General features: G+C 66.6%; 5 protein-coding genes. 2 read left to right on the top strand and 3 right to left on the bottom strand.

What is annotated here, in order from left to right; genetic code table 11:
* Nucleotides 1-265 precede the first annotated feature (265 nt).
* From hfaD to hfaA, 3 genes are read right to left on the bottom strand one after another with little or no spacing between them, the layout of a single operon-like run.
* The gene (gene hfaD / locus JHC99_RS17420; RefSeq protein WP_292155921.1) at nucleotides 266-1,468 is read right to left on the bottom strand and encodes a holdfast anchor protein HfaD; all 1,203 of its coding nucleotides are present in this window, start codon (nucleotides 1,466-1,468) and stop codon (nucleotides 266-268) included.
* Complete coding sequence (hfaB, locus tag JHC99_RS17425) at nucleotides 1,440-2,447, bottom strand: holdfast anchoring protein HfaB (RefSeq protein WP_292155929.1); 1,008 nt, start codon at nucleotides 2,445-2,447, stop codon at nucleotides 1,440-1,442. The genes hfaD and hfaB overlap by 29 nt, the downstream gene beginning before the upstream one ends.
* A 7-nt stretch (nucleotides 2,448-2,454) precedes the next feature.
* On the bottom strand, nucleotides 2,455-2,901 hold the full coding sequence (gene hfaA, locus JHC99_RS17430) for a holdfast anchoring protein HfaA (protein ID WP_292155923.1): 447 nt from the start codon (nucleotides 2,899-2,901) through the stop codon (nucleotides 2,455-2,457).
* A 116-nt stretch (nucleotides 2,902-3,017) separates the two neighbouring features.
* On the opposite strand from hfaA, the gene JHC99_RS17435 reads away from it, so the two are divergent.
* Together JHC99_RS17435 and JHC99_RS17440 are read left to right on the top strand one after the other, a co-directional pair.
* A complete protein-coding gene (locus JHC99_RS17435) occupies nucleotides 3,018-3,737 on the top strand; it encodes a rhomboid family intramembrane serine protease (protein WP_292155925.1) in 720 nt (239 codons plus the stop codon).
* Between the two features lie 73 nt (nucleotides 3,738-3,810).
* Nucleotides 3,811-4,239, top strand: a complete 429-nt coding sequence (locus tag JHC99_RS17440) for a CBS domain-containing protein (protein WP_292155927.1) — start codon at nucleotides 3,811-3,813, stop codon at nucleotides 4,237-4,239.
* Nucleotides 4,240-4,890 lie beyond the last annotated feature (651 nt).

A 4,890-nucleotide genomic window follows, 5' to 3' on the forward strand; every position in this document is an offset into this window, starting at 1 on the left:
GGTGGCAGCGAGCCTCTTGCGAGCTGACGGAGGGGGCGACCCGGTGCTCAAAATGAGGTCTACCGGACGCACCTCGATCGCTTCGAGAGCCCCCACCGGTCAGACCGTGTCGCCCCCTCCGTCACGGCCCTGAAGAAGGGCCGCGCCACCTCCCCATCGCTCCGCGACAGGGAGGAGAGACGTTGCGGCCGAACCTCGTCGCCCCCTCCGGGCTGCTTCGCAGCCTGTCCTCACCATCGCCCTTCGGCGTTAGCATTGACCCGGTCTACTGCCCCGAGCCCGGCCGGCTGACGTAGAAGGTTGCGGCGTTGCCGACGGCGTTGGTGCCGGTGATGGCGGCGCGGCCCTGGCCGTAGACGGTGGTGGAGGCCGAGGCGGAGACATTGCCTTCGTTGTGCTGGACGTTGTTGGCCGTCAGGGTCGCCTCGCAGGCGGCGCAGGCATAGCCGGTGACCGAGTTGCCCACGGCGTCGGCCGAGACATAGGCGTCATAGCCGTTGGTGCCGATGAAGGTGGCCTGGACCTCGACGCCGCCGGTGTTGATCTGGCTGTTGTCCAGTTCGAGATAGTCCGACTCGGTGCCGACCGATACGACGTTGCCGCCCCCCTGCGCCGAGGCCATGGCCGCGCCGAAATCGTAGCTGGTGACGCGCGCGGAGGATGAGACGGCGCTGGCGTTTTCCTGCTGGGTACGGGCGACGACCGATCCGCCGTGGTTGGCCAGCACGGCCTGGTTGGCGTTGGCGGTGGCGGTGCCGGTCAGGTCCCAGGCGTTGCCGGCATTGGCGCTGACGTCGGCGGTGACGATGTCGCCGGTCGAGCGCTGGCCCACATAGATGTTCTGGCTCGAGACGTTCTCGCCGTTGATCGCGGTTGCGTTGCCCAGGGCCTGGGCCCCGAAGATGGCGGTCGCCGGGATATACTGGGTCTGGGCCAGGTTGTTCGCGCGCACCGACGAATCGGACGTCTGGTGAATCGCGCCCGAGATTTCCGTGCCCGTGCCGCCCAGCGCCATGGTGTTGGCGGTCGCGGCGACGCCGACCGAGGCCCCCGACAGAAGCCGGGCCGTGCCGCCGGGGATGGTCGACGAGGCGACGATCTCGCCGGGGCCGACGCTCTGGTCCGAATCGATGGCCAGATTGGCACCGTAGGCGCCGCCGGCGACATAGTTGCCGTTGGCCTGGGTCGTCGCATTGACCACGCCTTCGGTGTCGCCGCCCAGATTCAGGGCGGTGGTCGAGGTCACGTCGCCGTTGACGCGCTGGACGTTGCGCAGGGTCAGGCTGCCGCCCTGGACCCCGCCCGACAGGCTGTTGCCCGTGGCGGCGGTCGAGACGGTGACCTGTTCACCCGCATCCTCGACGTTCAGGGTCTGGCCGCTGATGACGTCGCCCAGCTGGAGCTGGTTGTTGAGGACGAGCTGTTCCTGGGCGGACGCTTCAGTAGCGGCCGCGGCGAACATCGCCATCGCGGCCAGCGTGCCAGCGATTCGGTTCTGCGCGGGTCGAGCCATTGTTCGTGTCCGTGTTGGCGTAGGCGGGATAATAGCCGCCGGTGGGGCCGACCGTGCCCAGGGGGTCGCGCGAGGCGTCGAGGCAGACCTGAGGGCCGGGCGCGCCGTACAGGTTGGCCATCATCTCAAGCGTGGCGCGTTCGATCAGCGAACGGACCGCCAGCTGGACCGGCTCCATCCCGCCCGTGCCGGCCGAGATGTCGATGACGTTGCCGCCCAGGAAGTCGAACACCCCGGCCGAGATCTCGCGACCGATGATCTGCTTCTGGTAGGAAACGACGTCGACGACCTCCATCGAAGTGGTCTGGACCAGGCGCAGATCCAGGGCGACGTTCATGACGAACACCTTGCCCTGGAGCAGGGCCGAGCCCGGACGTTCGGAGTTGAGCTCGCCCTGGCCTGCGTCAAAGCCGGCCGAGCGGATGTTGTAGTTCACCTCGGTGACGCCGCCGACGAGGTAGAAGTCCGACCCCGGCACCTGGCCGGCCAGGATGCGCCGGTAGTTGTTCGCGTCGGGCGAATCGCCTTCGTCGCCGATCAGCTTGTTGTTGGCATAGCGAAGCTCGAGCTCCGAGATCGAGGTGTCATAGCGTTCGACCATCCGGGCGCCCGACTTGGCCAGGGCCGAATAGGCCATCAGGGATGCACCCTGGGTGATCTGGCGGCCGCCGTCCGTCGCGACCGAGCCTGTGTAGTCGCTGATCCGGCCGATCGCGATGCGCGGCGAGGGCAGGTTGTAGCGACGGGCATAGTCGGCCAGGCAATAGAGGGCCGGCGAATAGGGGGTCGGGTTGGCCGTCACCGGAGCATTGCCGATGGGAGTGGCGTACATGCCGTTCGGCCCGGCCACGGGGCTGACGCAGCCGGCCAGCAGTGCGGCGGCGGCGGCGCAGGCCACCGCGATGCGGCCCCGCTTCAAGCCCGACGGCTTCAGAATAAGATCAGTTGCCAAGGTTCAAGGTCCCGTTCAGCGCCGTGCCCGCCGTGATGTTGCCGGTGTTCGTCTGACGCGAGTTGACGATGACCGTGTTGTGGTTGCCCTGGACCACGACGTTCAGGCTGTTGCCGATGGCGGTGGCCCCGCCGATCACCGTGCCGCCGTCCGAGGACGAGCCTGCGCCGGCATAGGAGGATGAAACCCCCGAATTCTGGCTTTGATAGCTGGATGCGCCGGCCTGAATGATGCCGTCGACGATCAGCCGGTTACCGTTCGCATCCCGGGTCGAGCCCGTCTGTGACGTCGCCGTCGAATAGCGCGCGCCGCCGTAACCCGCCTGGAAGCTGGACAGACCTGACGAGCCGGTGCTCTGGGCCGCGGCGGGAAGGGCCATCGCCAGGGCGCAGGCCGTGCCCAGCAGGGCCGTCTGGGGGGTCGTATGACGAATCATGCGCGGGACTCCGCAAGCGAACTGGTGACGGGCCGGCAACCAACCCACGTGCCAAAATGGGATACGGATGTTAAGAACCGCTTGAGATTGCAGGCCCAGGCGCACATTTGCCGGGCATGGCCTCCGACCCCGATCGATTCGCTAGCTCGACCGCAGTGCCGCCCACGCCGCCCGCGCGTGAGCCGGTCTTCAACGCACCGCTTCCCGCCATCCTGCTGGCCCTGTCGATTCCCTGTCTCTACGCGCTTCAGGTGCAACTGCCCGACGCGGGCCTGCGCTGGGCCTTCAGGCCGATCAGCCTGTTCGAGGGCGGATGGTGGCCGGGGGTGCTGACCTCCATGATCCTGCACGGCGGCTGGACCCATGCGCTGATCAATGCGGGGTTCGCCTTCGCCTTTGGACCGGCGGTGGCACGGCTGTTTCCGGGACTGAAGGGCGGACTCGTTTTTCTCGGCTATTATATTGTATGTGGACTGGCCGGGACGCTGGGCTACGGCCTGGTCCATCCGACCAGCACAGCGACCCTGGTCGGAGCCTCCGGGGCGGTGATGGGGCTGCTGGGCGGCGCGATCCGACTGCTGGGGGCCCACGGCCGGCCCCGCCCCCTGACCGACCGGCGCGTGATCGGCATGAGCGTGGCGGTGCTGGCGCTCAATGTGGTGACCGGCCTGATTGGCCTGGCCCCCGGCGTCGATGATGCCCAGATCGCCTGGGAAGCCCACGCCTTCGGCTTCCTGGCCGGGATCCTTCTGATCGGTCCGGCGGCACGTCTGTTCGGAACGCGAGCGTCGCCGACATTTGCGTCTGGCGGCCGTATGGGTGATCCTCGCGCCTGAAGCGGCCCGACAGGCCCGATACCGCGCCTGCCCAGCGGCCGTTCTCTACAACGATAGAGAAGGGAAACGCCTGATGCTGGTTGCCGAGATCCTCAAGAGCAAGGGAGACGCGGTCTTCTCGATCGCCCCCGACACCACGGTCGCCCAGGCCTGCGCCGAGCTGGACACGCGACGGGTCGGCGCCCTGATCGTCTGTGACGGCGACCGGGTGGCCGGGGTCTTCTCGGAACGGGACGTGGTCAAGGCCGTGACGGCGCAAGGGGCAGGGGCGCTGGACCGGCCGGTCTCGGACTTCATGAGCGCGGACGTGGTGTTCGCAAAGCCGGGGGAGACGGTCGCCATCCTGATGGGGCGGATGACCGACCGCCGTATCCGTCACCTGCCTGTAATGCGTGACAGCCGTCTGGCGGGCGTGATCTCCATCGGCGACGTCGTCAAATGCCAGATCGCCGAGGCCACACAGGAGGCCGAGAGCCTTCGGACCTATATCAGCGCGGGCTGAACGGCTCAGGTTGCGCGTTCGCCGATTCCGACTCCGCGAGAAACGCAGGCCGCCACGAAAAAGCCGCTTGCGGACTCACGGATCGGGTCGTACATCGCCGCCTCGCTCGGAGACGGGCTGGCCGCCGGGGCCGCAGGGATGCAAATCTCTCGAACCCCACCGGAAACAAGGGTTGAAAAACTTCTTGCTTCTGTAACGCAGCCGACATAGTCTCCGCGCTCCAATCGAATCGCCTCGGTAACGAAACGGGGAAGCCAATCGGCTTTCTCGGGTGATCTTTTGCGGTCTGAAGGCTTCGGTTTTCATCACTGCAAAATGCCTCAAAAGGCTCGTTGACACGGAGTTTGGCCTTCTTTAGGAAGCCGCCTCCGCCGCCCTCCAGGGGGACGGAAACGCAGACAGAAGTTCTTGAAAAAGAACGGCTTGACGCAGAAATCGGAGGCGACTACATCGCCGCCTCCGCCGATCCCAACGGGGTCGGGACGGCCCTAAGAACTTCTTCTAAAAGAAGTTCTTGACACAGACTTCCGAGGCGACTATATCGCCGCCTCCGCCGACCACCGGCGCTAAACAGTGGGGTCCGGTTCTTCCGGTCCTGGTCTTTGAAATCGTTGATTTGGAAAGAGAAACGCAGGCGGCGGTGTTCTTGCG

The organism is Brevundimonas sp. (assembly GCF_016463485.1).
Taxonomy (GTDB): Bacteria; Pseudomonadota; Alphaproteobacteria; order Caulobacterales; family Caulobacteraceae; genus Brevundimonas.